The organism is Streptomyces sp. NPDC001222, from assembly GCF_042896945.1.
GTDB classification, from domain to species: Bacteria; Actinomycetota; Actinomycetes; order Streptomycetales; family Streptomycetaceae; genus Streptomyces; species Streptomyces gibsoniae.
The window spans coordinates 323,579-350,201 of the sequence record NZ_JBIAXT010000002.1 but is presented as its reverse complement, the minus strand read 5'-3'; the positions used below and the strand labels follow the sequence as shown (position 1 = coordinate 350,201).

20 protein-coding genes and 1 pseudogene are annotated in these 26,623 nt (G+C 71.1%); 13 read left to right on the top strand and 8 right to left on the bottom strand.

Going from position 1 to position 26,623, the window contains the following annotated elements; translation table 11 throughout:
• The first annotated feature begins 39 nt into the window (after window positions 1-39).
• From ACFY2Z_RS04585 to ACFY2Z_RS04575, 3 genes and pseudogenes are all read left to right on the top strand, one after another.
• Entirely contained in the window at window positions 40-627 is a 588-nt protein-coding gene (locus ACFY2Z_RS04585) for a hypothetical protein (RefSeq protein WP_390742691.1), read from the top strand.
• A 41-nt stretch (window positions 628-668) separates the two neighbouring features.
• Window positions 669-1,427 carry a YcnI family protein gene (locus ACFY2Z_RS04580; protein WP_390742690.1) on the top strand — a complete coding sequence of 253 codons (759 nt, stop codon included), beginning with the start codon at window positions 669-671 and terminating at the stop codon, window positions 1,425-1,427.
• Between the two features lie 461 nt (window positions 1,428-1,888).
• Window positions 1,889-2,029 (top strand): annotated as a pseudogene (locus ACFY2Z_RS04575) (DUF4291 family protein); the annotation flags it as partial.
• Window positions 2,030-2,070: 41 nt separating this feature from the next.
• Here ACFY2Z_RS04575 and ACFY2Z_RS04570 read toward each other — a convergent pair.
• Complete coding sequence (locus tag ACFY2Z_RS04570) at window positions 2,071-2,676, bottom strand: TetR/AcrR family transcriptional regulator (RefSeq protein WP_390742689.1); 606 nt, start codon at window positions 2,674-2,676, stop codon at window positions 2,071-2,073.
• A gap of 117 nt (window positions 2,677-2,793) precedes the next feature.
• Here ACFY2Z_RS04570 and ACFY2Z_RS04565 point away from each other — a divergent pair, with 117 nt between their 5' ends.
• Window positions 2,794-3,711: an alpha/beta fold hydrolase gene (locus ACFY2Z_RS04565; RefSeq protein WP_390742688.1), complete on the top strand. Its 918-nt coding sequence runs from the start codon at window positions 2,794-2,796 to the stop codon at window positions 3,709-3,711.
• Between the two features lie 265 nt (window positions 3,712-3,976).
• Here the strand turns inward: ACFY2Z_RS04565 and ACFY2Z_RS04560 are convergent, their stop codons facing one another.
• Both ACFY2Z_RS04560 and ACFY2Z_RS04555 read right to left on the bottom strand, forming a co-directional pair.
• Window positions 3,977-5,728, bottom strand: coding sequence for a hypothetical protein (locus ACFY2Z_RS04560; RefSeq protein WP_390742687.1), 1,752 nt, complete (start codon window positions 5,726-5,728; stop codon window positions 3,977-3,979).
• 311 nt (window positions 5,729-6,039) lie between these two features.
• Window positions 6,040-10,233, bottom strand: coding sequence for a molybdopterin-dependent oxidoreductase (locus ACFY2Z_RS04555; RefSeq protein WP_390742686.1), 4,194 nt, complete (start codon window positions 10,231-10,233; stop codon window positions 6,040-6,042).
• A 378-nt stretch (window positions 10,234-10,611) separates the two neighbouring features.
• Between ACFY2Z_RS04555 and ACFY2Z_RS04550 the strand changes: the two genes are divergently transcribed.
• The 5 genes from ACFY2Z_RS04550 to ACFY2Z_RS04530 all read left to right on the top strand — a co-directional run bounded on the left by ACFY2Z_RS04550 (window position 10,612) and on the right by ACFY2Z_RS04530 (window position 14,876).
• The gene (locus tag ACFY2Z_RS04550) at window positions 10,612-11,028 is read left to right on the top strand and encodes a cell division protein SepF (RefSeq protein ID WP_390742685.1); all 417 of its coding nucleotides are present in this window, start codon (window positions 10,612-10,614) and stop codon (window positions 11,026-11,028) included.
• A 192-nt stretch (window positions 11,029-11,220) separates the two neighbouring features.
• On the top strand, window positions 11,221-12,600 hold the full coding sequence (locus tag ACFY2Z_RS04545) for an ATP-binding protein (RefSeq protein WP_390742684.1): 1,380 nt from the start codon (window positions 11,221-11,223) through the stop codon (window positions 12,598-12,600).
• 200 nt (window positions 12,601-12,800) lie between these two features.
• Complete coding sequence (locus ACFY2Z_RS04540) at window positions 12,801-13,118, top strand: nucleotide pyrophosphohydrolase (RefSeq protein WP_311692075.1); 318 nt, start codon at window positions 12,801-12,803, stop codon at window positions 13,116-13,118.
• Window positions 13,119-13,347: 229 nt separating this feature from the next.
• The gene (locus tag ACFY2Z_RS04535) at window positions 13,348-13,824 is read left to right on the top strand and encodes a DUF6099 family protein (RefSeq protein WP_390742911.1); all 477 of its coding nucleotides are present in this window, start codon (window positions 13,348-13,350) and stop codon (window positions 13,822-13,824) included.
• Window positions 13,825-13,952: 128 nt separating this feature from the next.
• Window positions 13,953-14,876, top strand: coding sequence for an LLM class F420-dependent oxidoreductase (locus ACFY2Z_RS04530; RefSeq protein ID WP_390742683.1), 924 nt, complete (start codon window positions 13,953-13,955; stop codon window positions 14,874-14,876).
• A gap of 70 nt (window positions 14,877-14,946) precedes the next feature.
• On the opposite strand, the gene ACFY2Z_RS04525 is transcribed toward ACFY2Z_RS04530, so the two are convergent.
• Window positions 14,947-15,318, bottom strand: a complete 372-nt coding sequence (locus tag ACFY2Z_RS04525; protein WP_390742910.1) for a MerR family transcriptional regulator — start codon at window positions 15,316-15,318, stop codon at window positions 14,947-14,949.
• A gap of 26 nt (window positions 15,319-15,344) precedes the next feature.
• Window positions 15,345-16,112 (bottom strand): SDR family NAD(P)-dependent oxidoreductase, encoded by a 768-nt coding sequence (locus ACFY2Z_RS04520; RefSeq protein WP_390742682.1) that lies wholly within the window; start codon window positions 16,110-16,112, stop codon window positions 15,345-15,347.
• Between the two features lie 124 nt (window positions 16,113-16,236).
• Between ACFY2Z_RS04520 and ACFY2Z_RS04515 the strand changes: the two genes are divergently transcribed.
• A complete protein-coding gene (locus ACFY2Z_RS04515) occupies window positions 16,237-17,838 on the top strand; it encodes a 3' terminal RNA ribose 2'-O-methyltransferase Hen1 (RefSeq protein WP_390742681.1) in 1,602 nt (533 codons plus the stop codon).
• On the opposite strand, the gene ACFY2Z_RS04510 is transcribed toward ACFY2Z_RS04515, so the two are convergent.
• Window positions 17,802-18,998 carry an IS110 family transposase gene (locus ACFY2Z_RS04510; RefSeq protein WP_390742680.1) on the bottom strand — a complete coding sequence of 399 codons (1,197 nt, stop codon included), beginning with the start codon at window positions 18,996-18,998 and terminating at the stop codon, window positions 17,802-17,804. The two genes, ACFY2Z_RS04515 and ACFY2Z_RS04510, sit on opposite strands and share 37 nt — an antisense overlap.
• Before the next feature lie 230 nt (window positions 18,999-19,228).
• Between ACFY2Z_RS04510 and ACFY2Z_RS04505 the strand changes: the two genes are divergently transcribed.
• Window positions 19,229-21,808 (top strand): polynucleotide kinase-phosphatase, encoded by a 2,580-nt coding sequence (locus ACFY2Z_RS04505; RefSeq protein ID WP_390742679.1) that lies wholly within the window; start codon window positions 19,229-19,231, stop codon window positions 21,806-21,808.
• Window positions 21,809-22,017: 209 nt separating this feature from the next.
• Here ACFY2Z_RS04505 and ACFY2Z_RS04500 read toward each other — a convergent pair whose 3' ends face one another.
• Both ACFY2Z_RS04500 and ACFY2Z_RS04495 read right to left on the bottom strand, forming a co-directional pair.
• Window positions 22,018-22,917, bottom strand: a complete 900-nt coding sequence (locus ACFY2Z_RS04500; RefSeq protein ID WP_390742678.1) for a hypothetical protein — start codon at window positions 22,915-22,917, stop codon at window positions 22,018-22,020.
• Complete coding sequence (locus ACFY2Z_RS04495; protein ID WP_390742677.1) at window positions 22,914-23,990, bottom strand: SPFH domain-containing protein; 1,077 nt, start codon at window positions 23,988-23,990, stop codon at window positions 22,914-22,916. The genes ACFY2Z_RS04500 and ACFY2Z_RS04495 overlap by 4 nt, the downstream gene beginning before the upstream one ends.
• A 170-nt stretch (window positions 23,991-24,160) precedes the next feature.
• Here ACFY2Z_RS04495 and ACFY2Z_RS04490 point away from each other — a divergent pair, with 170 nt between their 5' ends.
• Both ACFY2Z_RS04490 and argF read left to right on the top strand, forming a co-directional pair.
• Window positions 24,161-25,384, top strand: a complete 1,224-nt coding sequence (locus ACFY2Z_RS04490) for an arginine deiminase (protein WP_311692093.1) — start codon at window positions 24,161-24,163, stop codon at window positions 25,382-25,384.
• A 112-nt stretch (window positions 25,385-25,496) separates the two neighbouring features.
• Window positions 25,497-26,504: an ornithine carbamoyltransferase gene (gene argF, locus ACFY2Z_RS04485; protein ID WP_390742676.1), complete on the top strand. Its 1,008-nt coding sequence runs from the start codon at window positions 25,497-25,499 to the stop codon at window positions 26,502-26,504.
• Window positions 26,505-26,623: the final 119 nt, after the last annotated feature.

Below are 26,623 nucleotides of genomic sequence, written 5' to 3'. Positions count from 1 at the left end.
GGCGTGGCCGCCGCCGTCCGCATGGCAAGATCCCACCCCATGGGTGTGTCCTGGGCGGTGCGGAGCGTGCGCGCGGCGGTGTTCGCCGTCGTCTGCGTCCTGCTCGCCGCCGGCGGGCACACACTGGCCACCGGCATGCGGCCCGCACTGTGGGTGGACGCGGCCGGGTCCCTGCCCGTGTTCGCGGGCGGTGTGCTGCTCGCCGGACGTGAGCGTTCGCTCCTCGGCATCGGCCTCGCGATGCTCCTCGTACAGGGCGGTCTGCACCTCGCCTTCGACGCGGCCGGACCGCCGGACACCACGATGGACATGCCGGGCATGCCGCACGGCATGCACATGGCCGCCCAGCCGCACGTCATGACCTCGCACGCCGTCGCCGCACATCTGGTCGCCGCACTCCTGGCCGCCTGGTGTCTGCGACGCGGCGAGGCCGCCCTGTGGTCCCTGCTGCGCAAGGCCGTGGCCTTCGTCCCGCGCCTTGTCGCCTGGTGGCGCACGACGCCTCTGCCCGCGCACGCCGGACTCCCGCGTCCGTACGCCGACGGGTGCCGCCCCTTGCGGCAGGCGCTGCTCCGCCACGCCCTGTCCCGGCGCGGACCGCCCATGGCTGCCTCGTACACGATCTGAACCCCCAAAAATTCGAGCACGAGTACGGAGCACCACCGACCATGGCCTCTCTGCGTACCACCCTGCGCCGCGCCGGCACCGTCGCCGCCCTCACCGCCGGCGGTGTCCTCGCCGCGGCGGGCGCGGCCTTCGCGCATGTCACCGTCCACCCCGAGAGCTACGCCAAGGGCGCCACCGACGGCGTTCTGACCTTCCGTGTCCCCAATGAGGAGGACACCGCCGCGACCACCAAGGTGCAGGTCTTCCTGCCCACCGACCACCCGGTGCTGGGCGTGCTGGTCACGCCCGAGGGGGGCTGGACCGCGCAGGTGACCACCACCAAGCTCAAGACGCCGGTCAAGACGGACGACGGCAACATCACCGACGCGGTCTCCCAGATCACCTGGACCGGCGGGCGTATCCGGCACGGCCAGTACCAGGACTTCCACGTCGCCTTCGGCCAGCTCCCCGACGACACCGACCAGTTGACCTTCAAGACGCTGCAGACCTACTCCGACGGAAACGTCGTCCGCTGGATCGAGGAGACCCCGAAGGGCGGGAACGAGCCGGAGAACCCCGCGCCGGTCCTCGCGCTGACGGCCAAGGGCACGGCCGAGGGCAGCGCGTCCACGCCGGCGGCCACGTCCGGCGGGGGCACCCCCGCCGCCACCGGGAAGTCGGGCGCGGCCGCCACGAAGACCGCCTCCAGCAGCGACTCCACCGCCCGTGGGCTCGGCATCGCGGGCCTGGTCGTCGGTGTCCTGGGCCTGGCGGCCGCGGCCTTCGCCCTCGTCCGCGGCCGCACCACCACCTCCGAGTGACGGGATCCCGTCCCGCCGGCGCCGGTAGTCAACTGCGGCTCATGCGCTGATAACTTCGCGGGTGTCCACGGCACTATCGCGACAGGGGGATCGTCCCCGTAGGCGCGACTTCGACGCGACCGAGTGCAGCCACCAGCAGTACCTGTTCGGACAGCGAAAGCCCGAACGGGTACTGCGGGCTCGGCGGGACGGGTCAAGCCAAGGACCCCGTTCGGGCGCACTGGGCCCCTCGTGCCCGACGGGCATCGCCCCTGCTCCGGAAGTGCCGGTAGACATAGCGGAACCAGACTGAGTCCCGACCGACCGGCCGTGGCATCGATCACCGTTCGCGTGGCGCCACGGCCGCGGGGCTGCGACGTAGCCGATCGGCGTTGCGTCGCGCGAAGACCTCAGAGCGCCGCCCCCGGCACAGCCGAAAATCGATGGCCGGAGGGCGATCGGTCGGCCTGAACCTGTACGCCATGGAAGAACCGCGACACAGGATTCGGGCGCTCCGCACAGCATCCACGATCACCGTCCACCAGGCGTACTCACCGGAGATCGGCATGCCTGCCGAGGGCCGTTTCCCCGATGCTTGGAAGCGGGACCGAATGGCGTGGGTCATCAGGCCGCGTCCATAGACCCCGTCAGTGTGCGAACTCTGTCAACCGACCTGGAAGATCCGGTTCAGGTGACGATTCAGGATCGTGGCTGCGGACTCTGGGCTGCGCTGGCCGACGAGGATGCTGGTGCCGAGTCCGGCTGACATGGCGAGCAGGCTGGCCGCTTCGTCTCTCGCGTCGATTCCAGGCCCAGTGAGATCGGCCTCTTGTGCCTGCCGGAGGAGCCCGGTGATGGTGTCCTCGGCGGCATCAGGGTTCGCGATGAAGGGCTGGGCGGCAAGGGCCTCGTCGGTCATGGCCAGGACGGCGTACGAGGTGTAGAGGAAGTGGAACGTGCGGCTTTCGTCATCGGTGGGCAGTGCCGCCATCAGGAGCGCCTCGATCACGGCGCGTGGGCCCGGACTGCTCCCGGCGGCTCGAACCCGGGCAGCGACCCGTTCCCCGAACTTCTCCGCCAGACGTTGCAGCCCGAAGAGCAGCAGCTTCTCCTTGGTCTCGAAGTAGTACTGGACCAGCCGCAGTGACACGCCGGCCTCCGCTGCCACATCGCGCATCCCCACGGCGTGCAACCCGCGCCGCCCCGCGACCCTGACGAGTGCCTCGGCGATCTCGGTTCGTCGTTGTGCGTGGTCCACGCGTTTCGGCATCGGTTGCGCCTCTCGTCCGTCTGAGTCGGTTGCTCGTCCGTTTTCATGGTACGACCGTATCAATTTAATGATACGGTCGTACCACGATCGAGTTGTTGCCTCTGGAGGTGGCCTTCCGTGCCCGAGACCACGACCCGCGAACGCGTCCGCCCCGACGTAGGGCGGTATGTGAGCGACGCCCTTCGCGAGCGGTACTTCTCCGCGTGCGACGCCGTCTACGCCCTGGGTGCGTCGGCTGTCGCACAGGAGGACGTGGAGACCGGCTTCGGGAGGACGCACGTCTACCGGTACGGCCCCGACGACCCGGCCGGCGCCTCCCGCACCCCGGTGGTCCTGGTGCATGGCGCGGGCAGCTGCTCCGCGATGTGGTACCCGAACACCACGGCGCTCAGCGCCGGGCGTCCCGTCTACGCTATCGACACACCCGGCGACCCCGGCCGCAGTGTTCAGCGTGAACCCATTCACCAGCCCGAACGTGCCGCCCAGTGGCTGGACGAGACACTCGCCGGACTCGGCCTCGACCGCGTCCACCTGGTTGGTTCCTCCTATGGAGGATGGCTCGCTCTGAATCAGGCACACCGCAGGCCCGCACGCCTCGCCTCGGTCACCCTGCTCGACCCAGGCGGCCTTGAGAAGGTCGGCCTGCGTTTCTTCGTCTGGATTTTCGTCAGCCTCTTCGCGACCTTCGCGCCCAAGGGGCTGCGCCCTCGACTAGCGGCCTGGCTGGAGCAGCCGGTCCTCGTCGTGCCGCAGCTGCGCGCGATGATCAGAGCGGGTGTCCGCGCCTACCGCATTCGCCGCCCGGCTCCACTGCCCCTGTCCGAAGAGGAACTGTCCACCATCCGCACCCCGCTCTATCTGGTGCTCGGCAAGCGAAGCCTCCTTGTGCATCCGGCGCGGCAAGTTGAGCGCGTTCCGCGGCTGATACGGGGCGCCCGGGCCGAGATCGTCTCGAACACCGGTCACGGACCGCAGATCGACCATGCGGACGAGGTCAACCGCCGGATGTTGGATTTCATGGACTCGATCGGCTGACGGGTGCGGACCCCGGCGGGTCTCAGCCGCGATCCCCGGTCCAGTGACCGTCTCCCGTCAAAGGGTTGTGAACGCGGCTTGACCTGGGTCATTGGGCTTGCCCTCGCACGCCTTGTCTGCCCGGGCTCGCCCGGAGCGATCGGGTTTCCCGCCTGACTTCGATCGACTCATGGGAATACCGGTATGGGCCCGGTGTGTCAGTTCTCGCCGGCGGGACGGGGGTCCACGGCTTCACGCGATGCGGCGGGCGGTCGGTTCGAGCCCGTCAGCCCGTCGAGGTCTTTGAAGACCCAGAAGTCTTCGACTTCTTCGATCCCTTGGGCTCCTTCGAAGTCTTCGACGCCTTCGTGCCCTTCGACGGCACCTGCTCACGCTTCAGGTGGATGTCCTGGCTCGACAGGGTCATCGGGGACGCGGAGAACGCGCGCAGCCGGATGCGGGTGCCGTCCTTGGGGATCACGAAGCTGCCGTCCGGCGCCTGGATCCGGTAGGTGGCCGTCGTGTGGGCGGCGACGGACGAGGGGCCGTCGAGCACCTTCCAGTAGCGGCTCATGCCCTGCCCGGTGGTCACCGTGAAGTGCGGCTCCAGGGCCGCGTCACCGCTGTTGCGCACCTTGATCCGGAGCGTCTTGACCGTCAGGGGCGTCCGGGAGACGGCGGCGGCGCGCATGTGCAGCGGTGGCCGGCCGGTCGCCGCCAGGATCACGGCCACCAGCGAAGGAGCCACCACGGCACCGGCCAGCACCATCCGGGCCGACCGCCGCCCGGACAGCACCCGGGGCTGCCAGGCAGTGGTGAAGGCCGTGGGCGGCACGGTGACGGCGGCCGCCAGCCACAGCGGCGTCATCAGCAGGTAGTAGCCGTCCTGCGAGCGGGTCGCGAGGAAGAACGCGCACCACGGCAGCACGGTCGCGGCGGGCCCCAGCCGCCGTACGAACAGTACGAACAGCGCCAGCAGGCCCGCCGCCAGCAGCATGCTGGCGTGCGAGTACCAGCTCAGCCGGTCGCTTCCGTCGGTGTAGTACAGGGAGATGCCGACCAGTCCCTGGCCGTGGATCACCGCGCCCTGGGTGATCGGCAGCGCGATGCCCGACAGCCAGGTGCGCGGCTCGCTCACGATGAAGTAGGCGTTGATCAGCAGCCACGTCCCGACGGCTATGCCGACGATGCGTCCCACCGCCGCGGCGGCCCCGCGCGCCCCCAGCTCACCGCGGCGCAGCGCGAAGACCCCGGCGAGCAGGAACGGCGCGAGGAACCAGGGAAGTTGCTGGGTGGCGCAGGCCGCGCCCAGACACGCGGCCCGTGCCCAGTCGGCCGGGCCGCCCGCGCCCATTCGTGTCCAGCGCACCACGACCGGGATCAGGAGGGCGAGCGCGACGACCGCGGGATAGCCGAGCCGGGCGTACGTCGGGACCATGCCGAATCCGAGGCACACCATGGTGGCCGCGGAGCGCCACGGCGTCGGCAGCATCTTCCACATGACGATCGTCCCGAGGACCATCGCGGTCGTGGTGACCAGGGCCTCCGGCAGGGCGCCGTGGCCGAGCCAGAGCAGGGGAGCGGTCAGCAGGGCGGTCAGCGGCGGGTAGCCGTAGGTGTAGTCGTAACCGCCTGTGACCGTCGCGGTGTAGGCGATGCCGTGACCGAACAGCCAGGGCCACGGCTGCCCGTACACCGGGTGACCGTGGAGGACTTCACGGGCGGCCTGTGTGGTGAGGATCGACTCGTCGCTGAAACCGTGCTTCACGGACAGGGCGCAGTAGGCGAGGGTGACCGCCGTCACCAGGACGACGAGGTCGAGCCGCGCCAGCGACCGGCTGCTCCGCACCACCAGCGTCAGTACGCCGGTGACCAGGATCGACGCGTAGCAGAGGGAGATCAGCGCGGCGATCGCCAGTTGATGGCTCGCGGCGGAGGTCCACACCTCGCGGGTACCGATGAACAGGCTGATGTTCGCGAGCAGCGTCAGGATCCGATGCCACTGCGCGGGAGTTCTGTCCGGCTCGTCCGACGCCACGAGGGGGCGCAGACGTATCCATCGTCCGCTTGTCGGAGGCCTCACTTCTGCCAACTGCACGCCACGGAACGTAAGGGGGCAGGATGAACGTCGACCGCCTGGAGGTGAAGAGTCCGGTGTGAGGGAAGTAAGAAGTCCTGTACAGAGGTGTGCCGAATGGGCGGATGCGCACCCCGACCGGTTCTGCCGTCCCTGCGGCCGTCCCGCCGTCCTGGGGCCTGTCGAAAACTCGCGTCGTCGCCCGAAGGGCGGCCCTGCGGCGTCAGGTGCGTGCATGGCGTCGCGGGGCAGGCGGGAGTTTGCCGACAGGCCTAGTAGACGTCCCGCACATAGCGCTTCTCGGCGGTCAGCTGCTTCACATACGCGGCTGCCTCCGGTTCGCTCAGGCCGCCGTGTACGGCCGCGATGTCCCGTAGTGCCTGGTCGACGTCCTTGGCCATGCGGGAGGCGTCTCCGCAGACGTAGAGGCGGGCGCCGTCGCGCAGCCAGTGCCACAGCTCCAAGCCGTGCTCGCGCATCCGGTCCTGGACGTAGACCTTGGCGCGCTGGTCGCGGGAGAACGCGGTGTCGAGCCGCGTGAGGACGCCTTCCGTGTGGAGCGAGGTCAGCTCGTCCTCGTAGTAGAAGTCCGTGGCGCGGTGCTGTTCGCCGAAGAACAGCCAGTTCGGTGCCTTGTGCCCCAGTTCACGGCGTTCATGGAGGAAACCGATGAAAGGTGCGATTCCGGTTCCGGGGCCCACCATCACCATCGGTGTCGAGCCGTCGATGGGCGGCCGGAAGTGCGGGGCGCGCTGTACGAAGACCGGGACCGCCATGTCCGGCTCGGTGTCCGCGAGAAAGCCACCGCAGACCCCGGCCCGGCGGCGTCCGCGCACGCCCTCGTACCGTACGACGGACACAGTCAGCGAGACGCGGCGCGGATCGACGAGCGGACTCGACGAGATCGAGTACAGCCGGGGCCGCAGCCGCTTGAGCACCCCGGTCCACTCCCTGGCTGACGCCTTCACCGCGTGCTCCGCCACCACGTCGACGGCCTGCCGCCCCCAGGACCAGCGGGCCAGTCCGTCCTTGTTGTCGGGCCGCAGCAGTTGCCGCAGCTCCCGGTCGTCACGGGCGCGGTCGGCGACGAAACGCAGCAGGTCCGGGGTGATCCGGGTGATGTCGAGATGCCGGTGCAGAAGGCCGGCGAAGGGGATCTCGCCGCCGTCCGGGGCCTCGACCGCCGCGGAGCCGTCGATCCCCGTCGCCTCCAGCCACTCCTCCACGAGGGCGGGGGAGTTGACCGGGTGGACCCCGAGCGCGTCCCCGGCCTCGTACGAGAGGTCCGTCCCGCTGGTGTCGAAGGTGAACCGCCGCACCTCCTTGCCCGCACCGGGCCGGCTGAGCGGCTGGTTGCCGACGAGGCGGGCGGTGGCCGGGACGGGCTTCCCGGTCCGGGAGGCCGTCGGGGCCGGTTCGCTCGCACCGGGTGCCGCCGGGAGCGGGGGCTGTGTCCCGGGTGCGGGCCGGGCCGGTGCTCCCGCTGCGGGCGGCTGCGGGTCCTGGGTGGGTGTCGTGGCGCCCAGGGCGCCGAGGACCTCCTCCAGCCAGGCCCCCGCCGACGGCTCGTAGTCGGGTTCGCAGTCCGTGCGCGGCGCGAGGCGTGTCCCGCCCAACTCGTGCAGACGCGCGTCCAGTCGGCGCCCGTGACCGCAGAAGTCGTCGTACGAGGAGTCCCCGAAGGCGAGCACGGCGTACCGCACGCCGTCGAGCCGGGGCGCCTCGTGGCCGGACAGCTCGCTCCAGAACCCGGAGCCGTTGTCCGGCGGCTCCCCGTCGCCGAACGTGCTCGTGATGAGCAGCAGATCGGCCCCGTCCGGGAGTTGACGTACGTCGGTCTCGTCCATGCCGGCCAGGGTGACCCGGTGGCCGGTCTCCTTGAGGCGCCGCAGGGTGGCCGCCGCGAACTCCTCCGCGTTCCCCGTCTGCGAGGCCCACAGCACGACGACCTCACGGTCGGCCTGCTCCTGGGGCGCGCTCCCGGCCCCGGACCTGGAGTACATGCCGGCCAGGAGGCCGTTGACCCACAGGGCGTGCTCGGGGCTGAAGGGCGCGTCCGGCGGCAGTACGGGCACGCCCGGCGCGCCGGAGACGAGGCCCGTGAGGAATCCGGTCAGATACCGGCGTTCCGGGCTGCTCAGGACCGGGGGCGGGGAGGGGACGAACCCGAAGGGCACGCCGGTCGGGGCGGCGGGGAACAGGGCCGCTCCCGGTGTGGGGGAGAGCGGTGCGACGGCACGGGCGGGAGTCCGGCCACGGGGGGCGGTCGGGTCCGCCAGGGACGCCCCGGCCATCGCCGACTGCGGGCCGCCTGCCGCAGCGGCCGGTTCCGCCACCTTCGTCAGCGCCACCGCGCACACCTTGAACTCCGGCTGAAACGATATCGGGTCCACGGCGTCGCTGGTCACCGCGTTGACGCTCAGATACTCGCCGAACAGGTCGTTCCAGTGGAACGGCGCGAAACAGCACCCCGGCCGCACCCGGTCCGTCACCACCGCCGGCAGCACGGCCCGCCCGCGCCGCGAGGCGACCTCGACCGAGTCGCCGTCCGTGACCCCGAGCGCCGCGGCGTCCTCGGGGTGCACCTCCACGAACGGCCCGGGGTTGAGCTTGTTGAGCCGGGCTACCTTCCCCGTCTTCGTGAGCGTGTGCCACTGGTGCTGTACCCGTCCGGTGTTGAGCAGGAACGGGAAGTCGTCGTCCGGGAGTTCGGCGGGCGGCAGATGCGGCCGCGCATGGAACACCGCCCGTCCGCTCGGCGTCGGAAAGGACAGCCCGTCCTCCACGTACCGGACGGGATTGCGCGCCGGGCCGTCCTCCCGCGCGGCCGGCCACTGCACGGGCCCGGAGCGCAGCCGCCCGTACGTCACCCCACGCAGATCCCAGCCGGTCTTCGGGTTCCACGCCTGCCTGATCTCCTCGAAGACCTCCTCCGCGCTGTCGTACGAGAACCCGTCCACGTACCCCATCTCGCGCGCGACGGCCGCGATCAGCCGCCAGTCGGCCGTCGCCTCACCCGGCGGATCCAGCGCGGGCCGGGCGAGCGTCAGCCCGCGCTCGCTGTTGACCATGACGCCCTCCGCCTCGCTCCACAGCGCGCCCGGCAGGACGACATCTGCGTACGCGTTGGTCTCGGTCTCGGCGAACGCGTCCTGCACGACGACGAACTCCGCGGCCTCCAGCGCCTCGATGACGGTCTTCCGGTTGGCCACCGAGGCCACGGGGTTGGTGCACATGATCCAGCAGGCCTTGATCTCTCCCTCCGCCGTCTTCCGGAACATCTCGACGGTCCCGCGCCCGGTCCCGTCCGCGCGGAGCGTGCCGGCGGGCAGCCCCCACAACTCCTCGACGAACGCCCGCTCCTCGGTCACCAGCACGGACCGCTGCCCCGGGAGTCCGGGCCCCATGTAGCCCATCTCGCGCCCGCCCATGGCATTGGGCTGTCCGGTGAGCGAGAACGGACCGCTGCCCGGGCGGCAGATCGCACCGGTCGCCAGATGGAGATTGACGAGCGCGTTGGTGTTCCAGGTCCCGTGCGTGGACTGGTTGAGCCCCATGGTCCAGCAGCTCGTCCACTCCTTCGCCTCGCCGATGAGCCGCGCCGCCTCCCTGATGTCCCGCTCGGCGAGACCGGTGATCTGCGCGACGGTCGCGGGCGGATAGTCGGCGAGGAAGCCGGGCATCGCCTCCCAGCCCTCGGTGTGCCGGGCGATGAAGGCGTCGTCCGTGTGACCGGACTCGTGCAGGAGCCGCAACAGACCGTTGAGCAGGGCGAGATCGGTCCCGGGCCGGATCTGCAGGAACAGATCGGCCTTCGCCGCGGTCGCGGTGCGCCGGGGATCGACCACGATCAGTTTGGCGCCCGCCTTGACCCGGTCCATCATCCGCAGGAAGAGGATCGGGTGGCAGTCGGCCATGTTGGAGCCGATGACGAGGAAGACGTCCGCCTTGTCCAGGTCGTCGTACGACCCCGGAGGCCCGTCGGCCCCCAGCGACAGCTTGTAGCCCGCCCCCGCGCTCGCCATGCACAACCGCGAGTTGGACTCGATCCGGTTCGTCCGTATGAAGCCCTTGGCGAGCTTGTTCGCCAGATACTGCGCCTCCAGGCTGAGCTGCCCCGAGACATAGAAGGCGACCGCGTCCGGACCGTGCCGGTCCACGATCTCCCGCAGCCGGTGTGCGGTCGCCCGGACCGCCGAGTCGACGGACGCGGGCACCGGCTCCGCACCGCGGTCCGCGCGGACGAGCGCCGTGGTCAGCCGCCCGGGGGCGGCCAGCAGGTCCGCGGTGGTCGCGCCCTTCGTGCACAGCCGGCCGCGGTTGGCGGGGTGCTCCTTGTCGCCGGACGCCTTGACGACGCGACGGCGGCCGTCGGCGCCGGTCGCGACGTCGAGCACGATCCCGCAGCCGACGCCGCAGTACGAGCAGACGGTCCGTATCTGCCGCGCTCCGGGACTGGTGGTCATGACGACGACCGTAGGAACCGGTGGTTACGCGGATGTTATGCGCCTCGATCTTGAGGGGTTACGGGCACTGCACAAGGGGCGCCCGGACGCTGTGAGGGGGCGCGCGGACGGTGCCCGGGGAGCGCGGTGCGGCGGAAGCGGCCACTTCGGTCGGAGTGACCTGTGGGGCCGGAGTGGACGGTGCGGTGGAAGCGGCCACTTCGACGCGGGCGGCGGCCGGAGCGGCGCAAACGGCCACTTCGGCCTCGGTGGGCGGAGCGGCGGAAGGGCCCGAGCGGCCGCCCGGGGCGCCGTGGTCCGGGTCGCGGTCCGGGTCGCGGCCCGTGTCGCTGTTGGGCCGAACGGGTGACCATGCGTAAGAATTGGCCGGTGCAGACGATGAGTGCGAGCCAGCGGGGAGGGCCGGTGAACAGCCACGATGTCACCGACGAACAGTGGGAAGGGCTCGCTCAGGTCGTTCCGTTGCGTGGCCGGGACGCCTGGCCGTCCTCGGTCGGCCACCGGGCCATACCCGAGGCGCCGACCGAGGCGCGCCGCCGTTTTGTGGTTCTGCGGGTCAATGTGTTCGCGGACGCCCGCGAGGTCGCCGAGACACTGATGGGGGGCGTGCCCGTGCTGCTCGACCTCACGGGTGCCGAGACCGAGGTGGCCAAGCGGGTGCTGGACTTCAGCACGGGTGTCGTCTTCGGCCTGGCCAGCGGGATGCACCGGGTCGACCGCAATGTCTTCCTGCTGACCCCGCCCGGGACCGAGGTGCGGGGGCTGATCGAGGGGGCGGGGGTTCCCGGCGTCTGAATCCGGGGTCCTGGCGGTTGAGGGCAGGGCGCCGACGGGGCGTCGGTGGAGAGCGGGCTGGCGTTCATGGGACGCCGACGGTCGTCGGGATGATGTCGGTTGTCGACGTGCGGGTGCTTCGGTCGCCCGATCGTAGGAAGGCCGCGGAGGCGGAACGGTTCGCCCGGCCCGCGGGCCCCTACGGTCCCGGACATGACCGTCTTACCCCCGCTGTATCTGCCGGACGGGTCCGGCTCCGCCGATCCGGGGCCGGGCCGGCCCGAGGCCACCGATCCGGGTACGGACCGGCCCGGGTTCACCGATCCGGGTACGGACCGGCCCGGGTTCACCGATCCGGGTACGGACCGGCCCGGGTTCACCGATCCGGGTACCGACCGGCCCGGGTTCACCGATCCGGGTACGGACCGGCCCGAGGCCACCGATCCGGGTGCGGACCGGTCCAGGACCGCGAGCTCGGTTCCGCACCGGTCCTGCGTCACCGAGCTGCGGTTGTCCGCGTTCGGCGGACACCGGCGGGCCGCCTTCACCCTGGGGCCGTTGACGCTCTTCACCGGTCCCAGCGGCTCGGGCAAGTCCCGGGTGTTGCAGGCCTACGAGGCGCTGGCGCGGCTCGGCGGCGGAGCGGAGCTGGCGGAGGCGTTCCCGGACCCTGCGGGCTGCGTGCCCGAGCGGGCGCGGCCCGACGCCCAGCGGCGGCGGGGCTTCCGCATCGGCTGCACGGCCGACGGCCCCGAGGGACCCGTGCGGCTCGACCTCGCCGTGCAGGCCGAGCCCGAACTGCGCATCGTCGGGGAACGGCTGACCTCCGGCCGGCTGGTCCTGCTGGAGACGGCCCTGCGCGATCCGGGCCGGTCGGCGGTGCAGGCGGCCTGGCACACGGCCGGCTCCGCACCGGTCACCCGCGGCCCGCTCCCGGACGACCGTCTCGGTACCGCCCTGCTGCCGCTGCGCGTGGCGGGCAAGACCGAGGGGCAGCGCCGGGTGCTCGCCGCGGCCGAGCAGATGGTGGTCGCCCTGCGCTCGGTCTTCGCGTGCGATCCGCGCCCCGGCCGGATGCGCGCCCCCGTCCCGGCGGGCGCGGGCCGGCTCCTGCCGGGGTGCGACAACCTCGCGGACGTCCTGTGGCGTACCCGCGCGGAGTGTGCCCGACGGCATGCGCTGCTGGCCTCGGCGGTCGCGGCCGGGTGTGCGGGACGGGTCACCGATCTGCTGGCCGAGCCGCTCGGCGACGGCAGGGTGCGCGCCCTGCTCGACCGGGGTGACGGGCTGCGGACGCCCCTGGAACTGCTGGGCGACGGCGAACTGCGCTATGTGGCCCTGGCGCTGGTGCTCCTCACCGGTCCGGGCGTGCTCGACGTGGACCCGGTGGGGGAGGTCCCGGCGGCGATGCAGACCCTCACCGTGCTGGCGGACGGCCTCGACCGGTGCATGGACCCCGCGCAGACGCGGGAACTGCTGCGGCTGGCGGCACGGATGACCGAACGCGGCCATGTCCGCCTGGTGGGCGCGGTGAGCGAGGCGCGCTGGGCGACGGAGGCGGACGGGGTGACGGTGGTAGACCTGAGCGCGTGACATCAGAGTCCGAGCCCGTGACACCGGAACCCGAGCCCGTGAGACGAGAACCCGAGAACCTCACACCGCGACCCGAGCACCCGACATCGCGACCGGAGAACCTCACACCGCGACCCGAGCACCCGACATCGCGACCGGAGCATCCGACATCGCGGCCCGAGCCCGCGGCACCCGAAGCCGGACGGGGCGAGGGGCTCGATGTGGCCGGGCTGCAGCGCCGCCTCGCCGACTTCGCCGCGGCGCGCGACTGGCAGCCGTACCACACGCCCAAGAACCTGGCGTCCGCGCTGAGCGTCGAGGCCTCTGAACTGGTCGAGATCTTCCAGTGGTTGACGCCGGAGGAGTCGGCGCGGGTGATGGACGACCCGGCGACGGCTCATCGGGTGACGGACGAGGTGGCGGATGTGTTCGCGTATCTGCTCCAACTGTGCGAGGTGCTCGGCATCGACGCGCTGGCGGCGCTCGACGCCAAGATCGACCGCAACGAGGAGAGGTTCCCGGCGCCAGGGACTCACTGAGACGAGACCACCCCGGCCGGATTGGGCGACGCCCGAGCCTCCGCCCCCGGGGGTGAGGGAACCCAGTCCGTCACTCTACGGAGTCATGGGGTTGTCCTCATCTCCCAGGTTGTCCACAGATTTCGGTTCAGCTCTGGCTTTTCGTCCCGCGAGCATTCACTCTGGGTAGTGGACAACGGAGTTCGGGCCAGACGTGCGCAAGCGCGTCGGAACAGAGCGGGGGCAGCGCATGGACGCGGTGCGGCTCATCGTGATGAGCAGGCGCGCCCTGTCGGGGAGTGAGGACGGGGCGAGGATCATGGCGGAGGCGTGGCAGGCCTACGCCCTGGCGCAGGCGATCGGCAGCCGCCTGGCGGTCTCGGGCCCACCCGAACTACGCGGCGAGGCACTGGGGTTGACGGAACTGGCGGGCAGGGGCTGTGGCGTGCTGGACACACCCTCCATCGACGTGGCCGATCTGCGAGCCGCTCAGCTCACGGAGCTGGGCGACGCCCGCAAGGCCCTTCTCGACCTCGGCACGCTCCTCACGGAGCTCGGCATGGCCCTGGTCGCGGTCGCGAGCGCGGCGGGCGAGGAGGGCACGTACTGGCAGTGCATGGAGGCCATAGACGCGGCCGACGAGTCGAGGGACCGGGTCAGAGAGATGCTGCGCAGACTGGCGGCCAAGGACGGGGAGATACGGGAGCGGTACAGAACGGCGGGCTGAGCACACCCTCCGTGGCCCCGGCCAGGCGCGCAGGCTGAGGGTCTCGCGGATGTTTCACCCGACCGATTCCACGGGACCCCGGTGGGACTGCCGAGGCCGCAGGGCGTTCGAGCGTGCAGGATGGAGGCATGGATCTTCGCATCTTCACCGAGCCCCAGCAGGGGGCGAGCTATGACACCCTCCTCTCCGTCGCCAAGGCCACCGAGGAACTGGGCTTCGACGCGTTCTTCCGCTCGGACCACTATCTGAAGATGGGCGACGTGGACGGCCTTCCCGGTCCCACCGACGCCTGGATCACCCTCGCGGGACTCGCCCGCGAGACCAAGCGCATCCGCCTCGGAACCCTGATGACCGCCGCCACCTTCCGTCTCCCCGGTGTCCTCGCCATCCAGGTCGCGCAGGTCGACCAGATGTCCGGGGGCCGGGTCGAACTGGGCATCGGTGCGGGCTGGTTCGACGACGAGCACAAGGCCTACGGCATTCCGTTCCCGAAGGACAAGTTCGCCCGCCTCGAGGAGCAGCTCGCGATCGTCACCGGGCTGTGGGCGACCGAGGCCGGCAAGACCTTCAGCTTCCACGGGAAGTACTACGACCTGACCGACTCGCCCGCTCTGCCCAAGCCCGCCCAGTCCAGGGTCCCGGTGCTCATCGGTGGCCACGGAGCGACCCGCACCCCGCGGCTGGCCGCGCAGTACGCCGACGAGTTCAACATGCCGTTCGCGTCGATCGAGGACAGCGAGCGCCAGTTCGGCCGGGTCCGTGCGGCCGCCGAGCAGGCCGGACGCGCCGCGGACGCACTGACGTACTCGAACGCGCTGGTGGTCTGTGTCGGCAGGGACGACCAGGAGGTGGCCCGCCGCGCCGCCGTGATCGGCCGTGAGGTGGACGAGCTGAAGACCAACGGCCTGGCGGGCACCCCGGCCGAGGTCGTCGACAAGATCGGCCGCTACCAGGAGATCGGCTCCCGCCGTATCTACCTCCAGATCCTCGACCTCGCCGACCTGGACCACCTGGAGCTGATCTCCGCGCAGGTCCAGTCCCAGTTGCGGTAGTCGAAACGAGCCCCCTGCCCGGTCCGGGGCCTCGCCCCGGACCGGAAGGAGCCGGTGGTGGGACAAGCGGTCAGGCCACCGTGCGGATCCGACCACCGGTCCGCTCCCGCAGTGCGGCTTCGAGCCGGTCGCGGGCCTCCGTCTGGGCGGCGATGCGTTCGTCGATGACCGCCAGCCGCTCCAACGCCACCCGCAGGCCCTTGTCCGAGGGCGCCGAGGCAGCCACATCGCCGTCCAGACACGGCAGGAACGCGCGCACGTCGTCCAGGGTGAGCCCGGCGGAGATCAGATGGCGGATGTTGCGGACCCGGACCGCCGCCCGCTCGTCGTAGATGCGGTAGCCGTTGGACGCACGCTCGGAGGAGATCAGCCCGGCCTGCTCGTAGTGCCGCAGCGCACGAGCGGTCGTCCCGGTTGCCCTGGCCAGCTCACCGATCCGCACCCGCTCCACCTCCTGGGCCACTCCTATCACGCGACGACCGCTCCACCGTCGACCGGGAGCACGACTCCCGTGACGAACGACGCCGCCGGTGCGGCGAGCCGGGTGATCGCCCAGGCCACCTCCTCGGGACGGCCGATCCGGCCCAGCGGGGTGTGCGCCAGCTGCCATTCCCGTACCGCGGCCATCCGCTCCGACGTGAGCCCCTGGTGCTGGCCGATGGGGGTGTCGATCGCACCGGGGGCGACCGCCACCACCCGGATGCCGCGAGGTGCCAGCTCCACCGCCCAACTGCGTGTCAGGAGTTCCAGGGCGGTCTTGGTCGCGGCGTAGACCGCGCTGCCGGGCCAGGCCCGCTGCCCCACTGACGTACTGACATTGACGATCACTCCGCGCGCCGTCTCCAGAGACGGCAGCGCGGCCTGGGTCAGCAGAACGGGAGCTATGAGGTTCGTATCGAGCTGGGCTCTGATCAGCTCCGGGCTCAGTGAGCCAAGGGCGCCGCCGCGCACGATGCCGGCGTTGTTGACCATCACGTCGATTCGGCCGTAGGCCTCCGACACGACCCGGACGATCCGTTCGGGTTCCCCCTCGGCGGTGATGTCGGCCGACAGCGGCATGATCCGTTCGTGCCCGGCCGCCGCCTCCTCGAGCGGTTCGCTGCGCCGTCCGATCGCGATCACATGGGCACCCTCGGCGGCAAAGGCACGGGCGGTTGCCCGGCCGATACCGGTGCCGGCCCCGGTGACGACGACAATCCTGCTGCTCTGCGGTGCGGTGAGCTCCATGCCGGTCATCGTGCGACCCTGACGCCGACGGCAAGGTCAAGATCCCGTCGCGGCGGAGGCTCTCCGAACCCCGTCAGGCCGCGCTGTTCGAAATCCGGTGGTCGCGGTGCCCCGGAGCCGGAAGACTCGGTGCATGTTCCTGACGATCAGTACCACCGGCACGGCCGAACGCCCCGCGACCGACCTGGGTTTCCTGCTGCACAAGCACCCCGGCAAGGCGCAGGCGTTCTCGACCTCCTACGGCACCGCGCACGTCCTCTACCCCGAGGCGGACGTCGAGCGCTGCACGGCGGCGCTGCTGCTGGAGGTCGATGCGGTGGCACTGGTCCGGCGCGGCAAGACCAAGGGCCGGGGCGGCGCTCCCGACGCGGCCCTGGCGCAGTACGTCAACGATCGCCCGTACGCGGCGTCCTCCCTGCTCGCCGTGGCGCTGAGCGGTGTGTTCTCGACCGCGATACGGGGCGTGTGCACGACCATGCCCGAGCGCGCCGGGGAGCCGCTGCCCCTGCGCATCGAGATACCCGCCCTGCCCGCCCGGGGCGGCCCAAACCTCGTACAGCAACTGTTCGCGCCGCTCGGCTGGGCGGTCACCGCCGAACCGGTGGCGTTGGACGCCGAGTTCCCTCAGTGGGGTGACTCGCGGTATGTGCGCCTGGTGCTGGAGTCGGAGGCCCTGACCCTGGCCGAGGCCCTGCGCCATCTGTATGTCCTGCTCCCGGTTCTCGACGACGCCAAGCACTACTGGGTCTCCGCCGACGAGGTCGACAAGCTGCTGCGGGCGGGCGAGGGCTGGCTGCCCGGCCATCCGGAACAGAAGCTGATCACCAGCCGCTATCTGTCGCGCCGCTGGTCGCTGACCCGGCAGGCGATCGAGCGGCTGGAACTGGTGCGGCTCGCGGAGACCGACGACAGCGAGGTCGAGGAGATCGACAACGCGGTCGAGGAGATCCAGGACGACGACAGCGACAACGAGACAGGGACCGAGGCAGGGACCGAGGCAGGGGCCGAGACCGGGACCAAGACCGGGACCGAGACCGGGGCCAAGACCGAGACCGACGAGAGGCCGACCCCGCTCGCGGTGCTGCGCCGGGAGGCGATCATCGCCGCGCTCCAGGAGGCCGGTGCCGCCCGCGTCCTCGATCTGGGCTGCGGACAGGGCCAGTTGGTGCAGGCGCTGCTGAAGGACCCCCGGTTCACGGAGATCGTGGGCATGGACGTCTCGGTGCGGGCGCTCACCATCGCGGCCCGGCGCCTGAAGCTGGACCGTATGGGAGAGCGGCAGGCGTCGCGCGTCCGGCTCGTCCAAGGGTCGCTCGCGTACACCGACCGCCGGCTCAAGGGCTATGACGCCGCCGTGCTCAGCGAGGTCGTCGAGCACGTCGACCCGCCGCGGCTGTCCGCCGTGGAGTACTCGGTGTTCGGCGCGGCCCACCCCCGGACGGTGCTGGTGACGACCCCGAACGTCGAGTACAACGTCCGCTGGGAGAGCCTGCCGGCCGGGCATACCCGCCACGGCGACCACCGATTCGAATGGAACCGCGAGGAGTTCCGCGCATGGGCGGACACGGTGGCCGGACGGCACGGCTACGACGTGCGGTTCGTCCCCGTGGGACCCGACGACCCCGAGGTGGGGCCGCCCACCCAGATGGCCGTGTTCACGCTCACCACGAAGGAGGAGAAGGCTTCCCAATGCCGAAATCAAGTCGGCGCAGTGACGGGAGGTGTCACTTGGTAGCACCGTCGGTCACGGATCAGGGCCCACAGAACGTTCACGCGCCGACGGGCGAGAGCGAGCACGGCCTGGACATGGCGTTTGCCCTCGGCACGTTTGCGGTCGTAGAACTTCCGCGAGTTGGGGTCGAACCGGATGCTGACGAGTGCCGAGGTGTAGAAGACCCGCTGCAGGCGTCGGTGGTAGCGCTGGGGTCGGTGGAGGTTACCGATGACCTTGCCGGAGTCGCGTGGTGCGGGGGTCACGCCGGCGAATGCGGCAAGCCGGTCAGGGGTGGGAAAAGCGTCCAGGCTGCCGCCGATGCCGACGAGGAGCTCCGCGCCGAGGATCGCGCCGATGCCGGGCATGGACTGGATCACTTCGGCGAGTTCGTGCTCGCGAAACCGGCCCTCGATGAGCTTGTCCGTCTCGGCGATCTTCTCGTTGAGGGTCATCACCTCCTGCGCGAGGGTGTGCACCATCTTCGCGATCGCCGTCTCGCCTGCGACGGCGGTGTGCTGCCGCTCAGCGGCCTCGACGGCCTTGACGGCAAGAGCCTCGGGGTTGCGGGCCTTGCGGTTGCGCAGCCAGGCAGTGAGTCGGGTCAGGCCGGTGCGGCGGATCGCCGCCGGGGTCTGGTAGCCCGTAAGAAGCAGCAGTGCTCCGGCTGTGCCGATGTCCAAGGCGCGTTCCAATGCGGGAAACATGCTGTTCAGCAGGCCCTTGAGCCGGTTGGTGGTGCGGGTGCGGTCGGCGACCAGATCGACACGGCGCTCGGTGAGCAGCCGCAGCTCGATGCCCGCATCGTCACCGGGCCGAATCGGCTGCAGGTCGCGTCGCATGCGGGCCTGATCGGCGATCACCCGCGCGTCACGGGCGTCGGTCTTGCCCGTCCCGCGGTAACCGTCGGAGGCCCGGTTGACCGCGATGCCGGGGATGTAGACCAGTTCCTGGCTGTGGTTGACGAGCAGGGCGATCAGCAGGCCGGGGCCGCCGCCCGCCATGTCCAAGGCCCAGGTGACCTCTCTGCCGTCTGCGACGTCCAGGACATCTCCGACCAGCTTCAGCAGCTCGGGCTCGTCGTTGGCAACCCGTCGGGACAACAGTGCGTTGCCCTCGTCGTCCAGGACCAGGCAGTGGTGATGGGTCTTGCCGCAGTCGGTCCCGGCCCATATCCGGTTCATCGTGCTCCAGCTCGTCGTGCGTGCAGTACGTACCACGGACGACCTCGCCGGCATTGCTCTACACAGCGACCTGTTCGCATTTCCCAATCGGCGGCCGAGTCGTCGTGGGGAGCCGGGCGGCCAAGCCTACCGAGCCACAGCTGGCAGCCGCATGAAAGCCACACCCAGCTCCCCTGGGTGCCACAACCCTACGAATGGCTGGGGCGGACCCAGGAAGAAGGTAGAGCCGCATGACCGAGACCGACGCCAAGGGGCGCGCCCTGCCCGTGACCGACCTCTCCCTGGTGGTGCTGATCGGCGCGTCCGGATCGGGCAAGTCCACCTTCGCCCGCCGGCACTTCCGGCCGACCGAGGTCATCTCGTCGGACTTCTGCCGCGGGCTGGTCGCCGACGACGAGAACGACCAGAGCGCGAGCCGGGACGCCTTCGACGTGCTGCACTACATCGCGGGCAAGCGCCTCGCGGCGGGCCGCCGCACGGTGGTCGACGCCACCAGCGTGCAGCAGGAGAGCCGCCGCCAGTTGATCGAGCTGGCCAGGCAGTACGACGTGCTGCCGATCGCGATCGTGCTCGACGTGCCGGAGGACGTGTGCGCCGAGCGCAACGCGGCCCGCATCGACCGGGCGGACCTGCCGCGCCGGGTCATCCAGCGTCACACCCGTGAACTGCGTCGCTCACTACGGCACTTGGAGCGCGAGGGCTTCCGCAAGGTGCACATCCTGCGAGGCGTGGCGGAGGTCGAGAACGCGACCGTCGTCACCGAGAAGCGCTTCAACGACCTGACCCACGTCACCGGCCCCTTCGACATCATCGGCGACGTCCACGGCTGCGCGTCCGAACTGGAGGCGCTGCTCGTCAGGTTGGGCTACGTCGACGGCACGCACCCGGAGGGCCGCACCGCCGTCTTCGTCGGCGACCTGGTCGACCGCGGCCCGGACAGCCCGGGCGTGCTGCGCCGGGTGATGTCGATGGTGGCGTCCGGCGACGCGCTGTGCGTGCCCGGCAACCACGAGAACAAGTTCGGGCGCCATCTGCGCGGCCGCAACGTCCAGCACACCCACGGCCTCGCCGAGACCGTCGCGCAGATGGCGGGCGAGAGCGAGGAGTTCAGGCAGCAGGTACGGGAGTTCATCGACGGACTGGTCAGCCACTACGTCCTCGACGGCGGACGGCTGGTGGTGTGCCACGCCGGGCTGCCGGAGAAGTACCACGGCCGCACCTCGGGCCGGGTCCGCTCGCACGCGCTGTACGGTGACACCACGGGCGAGACGGACGAGTTCGGCCTGCCGGTGCGCTATCCCTGGGCGGAGGACTACCGGGGCCGGGCGGCCGTGGTGTACGGACACACCCCGGTCCCGGAGGCAACCTGGCTCAACAACACCATCTGCGTGGACACCGGTGCCGTCTTCGGCGGCAAGCTCACCGCGCTGCGCTGGCCGGAACGGCAACTGGTCGACGTACCGGCCGAGCGGGTCTGGTACGAGCCGGCCCGGCCGCTGCGCAGCGAGGCGCCCGGCGGGCACGACGGCCGGCCGCTGGACCTCGCCGACGTCCAGGGCCGCAGGGTGGTCGAGACCCGGCATGCGGGCCGGGTCTCGGTCCGCGAGGAGAACGCGGCGGCGGCCCTGGAGGTCATGAGCCGCTTCGCGGTGGACCCGCGGCTGCTGCCCTATCTGCCCCCGACGATGGCACCGACCGCGACCAGTCGCGTCGAGGGCTATCTGGAGCACCCGGCCGAGGCCTTCGCGCAGTACCAGGAGGACGGGGTCGCGCGGGTCGTGTGCGAGGAGAAGCACATGGGCTCGCGGGCGGTGGCCCTGGTGTGCCGGGACGCCGAGGCGGCACGGAAGCGCTTCGGTGTCGGCAGTGCCTTCGGTCCGGACGCGGACGGCAGCGGGGACGGCCCCACCGGGTCGCTGTACACCCGTACCGGCCGCCCCTTCTTCGACGACGACACGGTCACCGAGGAGATCCTCGCCCGGCTGCGCGCGGCCATCGGCGAGGCGGCCCTGTGGGAGGAACTCGAGACGGACTGGCTGCTGCTCGACGCCGAGCTGATGCCGTGGTCGCTGAAGGCCTCCGGGCTGCTGCGCTCGCAGTACGCGGCGGTGGGCGCGGCGTCCGGGGCGGTGTTCCCCGGTGCGCTGGCCGCACTGGAGGGCGCGGCGGAGCGGGGCGTGGACGTGACCGGGCTGCTGGCACGTCAGCGTGCGCGGGCGGCGGACGCGGAGGCGTTCACGGCCGCGTACCGCCGCTACTGCTGGACGACCGAGGGGCTGGACGGCGTCCGTCTGGCCCCGTTCCAGCTGCTGGCGGTCCAGGGCCGCAGTCTCGCGGCGGTGCCGCACAACGAGCAACTGGCGCTGATCGACCGGCTGGTCGAGCACGACGGAAGCGGGCTGCTGCAGACGACTCGCCGGCTCTACGTCGACACCGGCGACCCGGAGTCGGTGCGCGCCGGGATCGACTGGTGGCTGGAGATGACCGGGCGCGGCGGCGAGGGCATGGTCGTCAAGCCGGTGGAGGCGGTGGTCAGGAGTGCGGCCGGCCGTCTGGTGCAGCCGGGCGTCAAGTGCCGCGGCCGTGAGTACCTCCGGATCATCTACGGCCCCGAGTACACCCGCCCGGAGAACCTCGCCCGGCTGCGCAACCGGTTCCTGAACCACAAGCGCTCCCTCGCGCTGCGCGAGTACGCCCTCGGCCTGGAGGCCCTGGAGCGCCTCGCGGAGGGCGAGCCGCTGTGGCGGGTCCATGAGGCGGTGTTCGGGGTGCTGGCCCTGGAGTCGGAACCGGTGGACCCCCGGCTGTGACGGAACCGTACTCCTCGGGCCTGGCGTGCCTGCGGACGAGCAGGCCTGAGGAGTACGCACTGTGCGGATCTACATCAGCGCCGACATGGAGGGCATCACCGGACTCGTCGACCGTGACGACGTCCAGCCCACGGACGGGACTACGAGCGCGGCCGGCGCATGCCTGTCGTCGGCCCACCCGTCGCCGTACCGCCGACGGCCACCGGTCGTCAGCCCACCAGCCGCAACCGCTCCCCGCACACCCCCACGCGCACCGTCTGCCCCCACGTCAGCTCCACCGCGTCGCTCTCCATGCCGTCCCCGAAGGCGATCAGCCGGTCCGACTCCACGGTGACCCGGAGCCGCGCGGAGTGGGCGAGTTCGCCGGCCACCAGGGACGTCCCGGTGGCCGGCGACGGCCAGGCCTCGCGGACGAACCACAGCAGGCGTGGCTCCGTGACGCCGGGGAGCGTGAGGGCGCTGCCGCGTTCCTGCCACACCGAGCGAAGCCATCCGGTGGCGCCGGTGCCCGTGCCCACGAGCACCCCGGAGGAGGCCTGGGCCTCGACGACACCCCTGTCGCCGTCGAGGCCCAGGCGGTAACGGGCGGTCTGGTGACCGGCGGCTCCGAGATAGATCTCGTTGAGCGCGACGAGTCGCTGTGTGTCGTCGGCGACGGCCTCGACCATGGTGAGTTCGTCGACCCCGCCGTCCCGGGCCAGGGCGGCGGGCAGCAGGGAGCCCGCGTCCCGCGGCCGGTGCCGTACCAGCACGCCCGGGTTGCGCCCGGGATCCGTGTCGATCCCCACCACCGGCTGGCCCGCGAGATACTTGGCGACGTTCGCCACCAGCCCGTCCTGCCCGACCACGACCACCACGTCCTCGGGCGCGAACAGGAACCGGTCCAGGTCGCGCCGTTCCACCCGGGCCTGCCGCCAGGTCAGCGGCACCGCGGCCGCCACCTCGGCCAGCGCCTGATGTGCCCGCCGGTGGCGCTCCGCCACCTCCTCCAGCGACCGCCCCCGGGACGCCAGGAAGAACGCGGCCTGCCCATGGGTGCCGTGCCGCGCCACCAACTCCTCGTACTCAGTGGCGCGATGGACCAGCACGGCGCGTGGGGCGAGACTCACGCCTGCTCTCCCGAGGACCCGCCCAGCCGGGACAGCAGCCCGGTGAGCACATCCGGCGAGACCGTGACGCTGTCGATGCGCGGCAGGTTCTCGGCCAGCCGGGTCCCGGTCAGCGCGTGCAGCGTCGCGACATCCACCTCCGCGTGCACCCGTAGCCAGGCCGCCTGCGCCTGGGCCCGCGCCTCGCCGACCTCGCGCGCGCCCTCGGCCTCGGCACGAGCGAGCCGTACGGAGCGCGCCGCCTCCGCCTCGGCGAGCCGCTCGGTGCGCCGCGCCTCGGCGTCCGCCAGCCGTACCGTCCGCGCGGCCTCCGCCTCGGCGCGCACCGCGTCCGCCGCCGCCTGCTCCTCCGCCTCGCGCCGTGCGTTCGTACCCCGCTGCTCGACCAACTGCTCCTCGCGCCGGGCCAGTTCGATCCGGCTGGCCAGCTCGTTCTCGGCGATCGCACGTTCCCGCTCGACGGCCACGGCCCGGCGCTCGTACGTCGCCCGGTCCGCGTCCTGCTGGATACGCTCGCGCGCCGGAGTGCGCAGCGCCCGCTCCACCTCGGGCTCCGGCCGCAGCGCGACCACCCGGACCGCGACGACCTCGATCCCCGTCGCGGGCAGCCGGGGCTCGGCGGCGAGCCCGGCCGCGACCCGCTCCCGTACCGCCGCGACGCCGTCGACGAGGGCCGCCGACAGCGGCGTACGGGCCAGGACGTCCAGGGCGTGCTGCTGGGCCGCCTCCGTCAGCAGCGTGGAGAGCTGTTCCAGCGGCGCGCCCCGCCACACTCCGGTGTCCGGATCGACGGAGAAGTCCAGCCGCTCGGCGGCGACGCCCGGGTCGCTGATCCGGTAGGTGACGGTGGCCTGCACCGCGATGTCCTGGAAGTCGGACGTACGGGCGCGGAACGTCATCGCCAGCTCGCGGTCCTCCACCGGGATCTCGGAGAGCGCGGCGGTCAGCGACCGGTACCAGAAGCTGAGCCCCGGCCCGTCGTGGACCAGACGGCCAGCCCGGTGGTGACGGATGTGCGCGGTCGGTGCCCCGCGGAGATGACGCCAGCCGAAGCGTCTGGTGATGTCGGCCATGTGTGCCCAGCCCCCTTGTTCGCAACCCAATTCTCGTCACGGGGACGATAATCAAGGAGGCGGCTTATCGTCAAGTAGACGACATCAATAAGTCCGGCCCGGGCGAACCGAACCGCCCGGTTCTGCAGGAACGAAGGGTGAACACGCGCCCGAATGGTCAGGATGGAGGCATGGGATTCCATGTCGACTCCGAGGCCGGGCGTCTGCGCCGCGTCATCCTCCACCGGCCGGATCTCGAGCTGAAACGGCTCACGCCCAGCAACAAGGACGCGCTCCTCTTCGACGACGTGCTGTGGGTGCGCCGGGCCCGCGCCGAGCACGACGGGTTCGCCGACGTGCTGCGCGACCGCGGGGTGGAGGTCCATCTCTTCGGTGATCTGCTCACCGAGGTCCTGGAGATCCCCGCGGCCCGGGCTCTCGTACTGGACCGTGTCTTCGACGAGAAGGAGTACGGGCCGCTCGCCACCGACCATCTGCGCGCCGCCTTCGAGGCCATGCCCGCCGCCGAGCTGGGCGAGGCCCTCGTCGGAGGCATGACCAAGCGGGAGTTCCTGGAGGTCCACCCGGAGCCGATGTCCGTGCGGTTCCATGTGATGGATCTGGACGACTTCCTGCTGCGCCCGCTTCCCAACCACCTCTTCACCCGCGACACCTCCGCCTGGATCTACGACGGTGTCTCCATCAACGCCATGCGCTGGCCCGCCCGGCAGCGGGAGACCGTCCACTTCGAGGCGATCTACCGGCATCATCCGCTGTTCCGTGACGAGGCCTTCCATCTCTGGTCCGAGGGGCAGGCCGACTACCCCTCCACCATCGAGGGCGGTGACGTGCTGGTCATCGGCAACGGCGCCGTGCTCATCGGCATGAGCGAACGGACCACGCCCCAGGCCGTCGAGATGCTCGCGACCAAGCTCTTCGCCGCGGGATCGGCGCGCTCCATCGTCGCGCTCGACCTGCCCAAGAAACGCGCCCTCATGCACCTCGACACCGTGATGAGCATGGTGGACGCGGACACGTTCACCCAGTACGCGGGGCTCGGCATGCTCCGCTCCTACACCATCGAGCCCGGCGCCGGCGACAAGGAGCTGAAGGTCACCGACCATCCGCCGGAGCACATGCACCGGGCCATCGCCGCATCGCTGGGCCTGAGCGAGATCCGGGTGCTGACCCCGACGCAGGACGTGCATGCGGCCGAGCGGGAGCAGTGGGACGACGGCTGTAATGTCCTCGCCGTCGAACCGGGAGTGGTCATCGCCTATGAGCGGAACTCGACCACCAACACCCATCTGCGCAAACAGGGGATCGAAGTGATCGAGATCCCGGGGAGTGAGCTGGGCAGGGGCCGGGGTGGGCCACGCTGTATGAGCTGCCCGGTGGAGAGGGACGGCGTCTGAGGAGGCCGGAGCGGCCGGGGCGGGCCAAGAGCCGTATATAAATGTGGGGCGTCGTATAGACTTCCATTCGTCCTCTTGTTCGTCCTGCCTCTCGCAACCCCTGGAGCGCCCCATGGCGACAGTCCCGACCGCCCTCGCCGGCCGCCACTTCCTCAAGGAGCTGGACTTCACGGCCGAGGAGTTCCGCTTCCTGGTGGAGCTGGCGGCCGAGCTCAAGGCGGCCAAGAAGGCCGGGACCGAGACGCGCCGTCTGAGCGGCAGGAACATCGCCCTGATCTTCGAGAAGACCTCGACCCGCACCCGGTGCGCCTTCGAGGTCGCCGCCGCCGACCAGGGCGCCCACACCACCTGTCTGGACCCGTCCGGCTCGCAGATCGGGCACAAGGAGTCGGTCAAGGACACCGCCCGGGTGCTCGGCCGGATGTTCGACGCCATCGAGTACCGGGGGCACGGGCAGCGCGTGGTCGAGGAACTGGCCGCCCACGCGGGGGTCCCCGTCTACAACGGCCTCACCGACGAGTGGCACCCCACCCAGATGCTCGCCGACGTGCTCACCATGACCGAGCACTGCACCAAGCCGCTGACCGGCATCGCCTACGCCTACCTCGGCGACGCCCGCTCCAACATGGGCAACTCCTACCTCGTCACCGGCGCCCTGCTCGGCATGGACGTCCGTGTCGTAGCCCCCCGGGCGCTGTGGCCGGACGGGACGGTGGTCGAGGAGGCCCGGCGGCTCGCCGCCGTCTCCGGCGCCCGGATCACGCTCACCGAGGACGTGAAGGACGGCGTGCGCGGCGCCGACTTCGTCGCCACCGACGTATGGGTGTCGATGGGCGAGCCCAAGGAGGTCTGGGACGAGCGCATAGCGCTGCTCGGCCCGTACGCCGTGACCATGGACGTGCTCCGCGCCACCGGCAACGACGACGTGAAGTTCCTGCACTGCCTGCCGGCCTTCCACGACCTCGGCACCGAGGTGGGGCGCGAGATCCACGAGCGGCACGGACTGACCGAGCTGGAGGTCACCGACGAGGTGTTCGAGTCCGCGCACTCCGTCGTCTTCGACGAGGCGGAGAACCGGATGCACACGATCAAGGCCATCCTGGTCGCCACCCTCGCCTGACCGGCGTGCCCGCCGCCACAGCGGAACCCGGCACCCTTCCCGTACGATCCTCGGCGAGCCCGGAACCACCCCTTCCGCGGTTCGTCACGCGACCTCCCCCAAACAGCGCCCGGCAGGCT

Excerpts from the sequence above, each read along its gene's own strand:
- ACFY2Z_RS04510 (WP_390742680.1), bottom strand. The coding sequence starts at position 18,998 with ATGAACCGGATATGGGCCGGGACCGACTGCGGCAAGACCCATCACCAC.
- ACFY2Z_RS04495 (WP_390742677.1), bottom strand. The coding sequence starts at position 23,990 with ATGGCCGACATCACCAGACGCTTCGGCTGGCGTCATCTCCGCGGGGCA.
- ACFY2Z_RS04505 (WP_390742679.1), top strand. The coding sequence starts at position 19,229 with ATGACCGAGACCGACGCCAAGGGGCGCGCCCTGCCCGTGACCGACCTC.
- ACFY2Z_RS04515 (WP_390742681.1), top strand. The coding sequence starts at position 16,237 with ATGTTCCTGACGATCAGTACCACCGGCACGGCCGAACGCCCCGCGACC.
- ACFY2Z_RS04535 (WP_390742911.1), top strand. The coding sequence starts at position 13,348 with ATGGACGCGGTGCGGCTCATCGTGATGAGCAGGCGCGCCCTGTCGGGG.
- ACFY2Z_RS04545 (WP_390742684.1), top strand. The coding sequence starts at position 11,221 with ATGACCGTCTTACCCCCGCTGTATCTGCCGGACGGGTCCGGCTCCGCC.
- ACFY2Z_RS04580 (WP_390742690.1), top strand. The coding sequence starts at position 669 with ATGGCCTCTCTGCGTACCACCCTGCGCCGCGCCGGCACCGTCGCCGCC.
- ACFY2Z_RS04490 (WP_311692093.1), top strand. The coding sequence starts at position 24,161 with ATGGGATTCCATGTCGACTCCGAGGCCGGGCGTCTGCGCCGCGTCATC.
- ACFY2Z_RS04570 (WP_390742689.1), bottom strand. The coding sequence starts at position 2,676 with ATGCCGAAACGCGTGGACCACGCACAACGACGAACCGAGATCGCCGAG.
- ACFY2Z_RS04530 (WP_390742683.1), top strand. The coding sequence starts at position 13,953 with ATGGATCTTCGCATCTTCACCGAGCCCCAGCAGGGGGCGAGCTATGAC.
- ACFY2Z_RS04520 (WP_390742682.1), bottom strand. The coding sequence starts at position 16,112 with ATGACCGGCATGGAGCTCACCGCACCGCAGAGCAGCAGGATTGTCGTC.
- argF (WP_390742676.1), top strand. The coding sequence starts at position 25,497 with ATGGCGACAGTCCCGACCGCCCTCGCCGGCCGCCACTTCCTCAAGGAG.
- ACFY2Z_RS04555 (WP_390742686.1), bottom strand. The coding sequence starts at position 10,233 with ATGACCACCAGTCCCGGAGCGCGGCAGATACGGACCGTCTGCTCGTAC.
- ACFY2Z_RS04550 (WP_390742685.1), top strand. The coding sequence starts at position 10,612 with ATGAGTGCGAGCCAGCGGGGAGGGCCGGTGAACAGCCACGATGTCACC.
- ACFY2Z_RS04585 (WP_390742691.1), top strand. The coding sequence starts at position 40 with ATGGGTGTGTCCTGGGCGGTGCGGAGCGTGCGCGCGGCGGTGTTCGCC.